The 2084-nt window shown below is 73.6% G+C and carries 3 protein-coding genes; 2 read left to right on the top strand and 1 reads right to left on the bottom strand.

The features are described from left to right. Positions 1-55: 55 nt before the first annotated feature. On the bottom strand, positions 56-778 hold the full coding sequence (locus HMPREF3099_RS05700) for an AIM24 family protein (RefSeq protein WP_070705105.1): 723 nt from the start codon (positions 776-778) through the stop codon (positions 56-58). Positions 779-949: 171 nt separating this feature from the next. Between HMPREF3099_RS05700 and HMPREF3099_RS05695 the strand changes: the two genes are divergently transcribed. Further along, positions 950-1495 carry a MarR family winged helix-turn-helix transcriptional regulator gene (locus tag HMPREF3099_RS05695; protein WP_070705104.1) on the top strand — a complete coding sequence of 182 codons (546 nt, stop codon included), beginning with the start codon at positions 950-952 and terminating at the stop codon, positions 1493-1495. Continuing rightward, the coding region (gene tmk / locus HMPREF3099_RS05690) for a dTMP kinase (RefSeq protein WP_070705103.1) at positions 1492-2084 on the top strand (593 nt) is incomplete at its 3' end. The genes HMPREF3099_RS05695 and tmk, both read left to right, overlap by 4 nt.

The following is a 2084-nucleotide window of genomic DNA, read 5'->3' as shown; positions in this document are numbered from 1 at the left end:
CGGACCCCGCCGGGTGGCCGGCGGGGTCCGCGGGTGGGCTGCGGTGCGGGTCGGCTCAGTTGAAGAGCTCGCCGATGACGCCGCCGCCGCTGGAGCCGCCGGAGGAGCCGGAGTGCGGCACGTTCTCCGAGGGCTGCACGATGACGTGGCCCTGGCCCGAGAAGGCCATCTGGAAGGTCTCGCCGGTGCCGCCGCGCAGCATCGAGCCGAGGCCGCCGGAGTCCACGCGCACGTCCATGCGGGTGCCACGGGTCCACATCACGGCCGCCTGCGGGTCCACGAAGGTGTTGCCGCCGGAGACGTCCAGGGCCACCGGCTCGCCCTTGGTGGTGATGGCCACGTAGCCGGTGCCGCGCAGGCCCACGTTGTAGAGGCCACCGGTCATGGCGGCGCCACGGGCCTGGATGCGGTGGATGTCCCAGTCGATGGAGGCCGAGAAGGCCAGCACGTTCTGGCCGTTGATGCTCAGCTCGTCGTTCTCCATGTAGAGCACCTGGATGTCGGCGGCCTGGTCGGCCAGGAACAGCTCGCCGGTGCCGGTGGCCTCCATCATGTCCACGCCCTCGCCGGTGACGGCCTGCTTGAACATCTTGCCCAGGCCGCCGGAGCCCTTGTTCTTGAAGCGGATGTCGCCCTGGTAGGCCACCATCGACCCGGTGAGCGCCCAGACCGGGCCGTACTGCATCTGCACCTTGAGGAGCTTCTTGTTCTGCAGCATGAACTGGTCGTTGCCGGAGACTTCCTCGTACTGGTCGAACAGCTTGCCGTGCAGGGCCATTGGGTTCCTCCTGGGGTCGGCGGCGCCGGTGGGCCGGGCCGTGCGGTTGTCGGCGGCCACGCTAGCCACGGCGGGGCTCGTGCGGGACCCCCACCACGGGTGGATGTGGACGGACGGCCGGAACCCACAGGCGGCGGGGAGGTCGTCGGTGCCCGCCACTAGAGTCGCCCCATGCAGAGCGACGGTTCGAGGGGCGGTCCGGGCGGCACCGCGGAGGCGCAGGGGGAGCCCGTGCCGTGGTTGACCGACGACGAGCAGGCGCTGTGGCGCCGGTGGGTGTCGCTGTGCACCGACGTGCAGGCCCACCTCAACCGTTGCCTGCAGGAGCACGCTGACCTGTCCATCTCGGACTACGAGGTCATGGTGATGCTCTCCGATGACGGCGACCGCCTGCGCGTCACCGAGCTGGCGCGCCGCATGGGCTGGGAGCGCAGCCGCCTGAGCCACCACGTGAGCCGCATGGAGAAGCGCGGTCTGGTGCGACGCGAGGCCACCGCGGAGGACGGCCGCGGTGCCGACGTGCTGCTCACCGCCGAGGGGCGGGCCGCCCTCGAGGCCGCCGCGCCGGGTCACGTGCGGGACGTGCGGGCGGTCTTCCTCGACGGGATGAGCTCCGAGGAGTTCATGGCCCTGGAGCGCGTCACCACCCGGATGATGGAGCGGGTGCGCCCGGGGGAGGAGCACACCCGCGCCGTCCCCCGTCGGGGGCGCCGGTGACGGCCGCGCCGGCGGGCGTCCTCGTCGTCCTCGAGGGGGGTGATGGCGCCGGCAAGAGCACGCAGATCGCGCGGCTCGTGGAGCACCTGGGGGCCGCGCACCCCGCACGCGAGGTGGTGGTGACCCGGGAGCCCGGTGGCACGCCGCTGGGGGGCCGCATCCGTGAGCTGCTGCTCCACGGTGACCACGTGGCCCCGCGGGCCGAGGCGCTGCTCTTCGCCGCCGACCGGGCCCACCACGTGGACAGCCTCGTGCGCCCCGCGCTGGAGCGGGGGGCCGTGGTGGTGGGTGACCGCTACGTGGACTCCTCGGTGGCCTACCAGGGCGCGGGGCGCGACCTGGACGCCGCCGAGGTGGCCTCGATCTCCCGCTGGGCCACCGAGGGCCTCGTGCCGCACCTGACCGTGCTGCTCGACGTGGACCCGCAGGAGGGGCGACGGCGCCGTGGGGGCCGGGACGACCGCCTCGAGGCCGAGTCCGCGGGCTTCCACACCCGGGTGCGCGAGCACTTCCTGGCCCTGGCCGCCGCCGCGCCGGAGCGCTACCTGGTGCTCGACGCCGCGCGGCCGGCCGCCGAGCTGGCCGCCGA

Source organism: Kytococcus sp. HMSC28H12 (assembly GCF_001816045.1).
In the GTDB taxonomy this organism is placed as follows: domain Bacteria; phylum Actinomycetota; class Actinomycetes; order Actinomycetales; family Dermatophilaceae; genus Kytococcus; species Kytococcus schroeteri.
The sequence above is the reverse complement of the archived record's forward strand: the minus strand, read 5'-3'. Positions and strand labels throughout refer to the sequence as shown.

Bases quoted from the DNA above. Each gene is read 5' to 3' on its own strand.
- HMPREF3099_RS05695 (WP_070705104.1), top strand. From the start codon at position 950: ATGCAGAGCGACGGTTCGAGGGGCGGTCCGGGCGGCACCGCGGAGGCG.
- HMPREF3099_RS05700 (WP_070705105.1), bottom strand. From the start codon at position 778: ATGGCCCTGCACGGCAAGCTGTTCGACCAGTACGAGGAAGTCTCCGGC.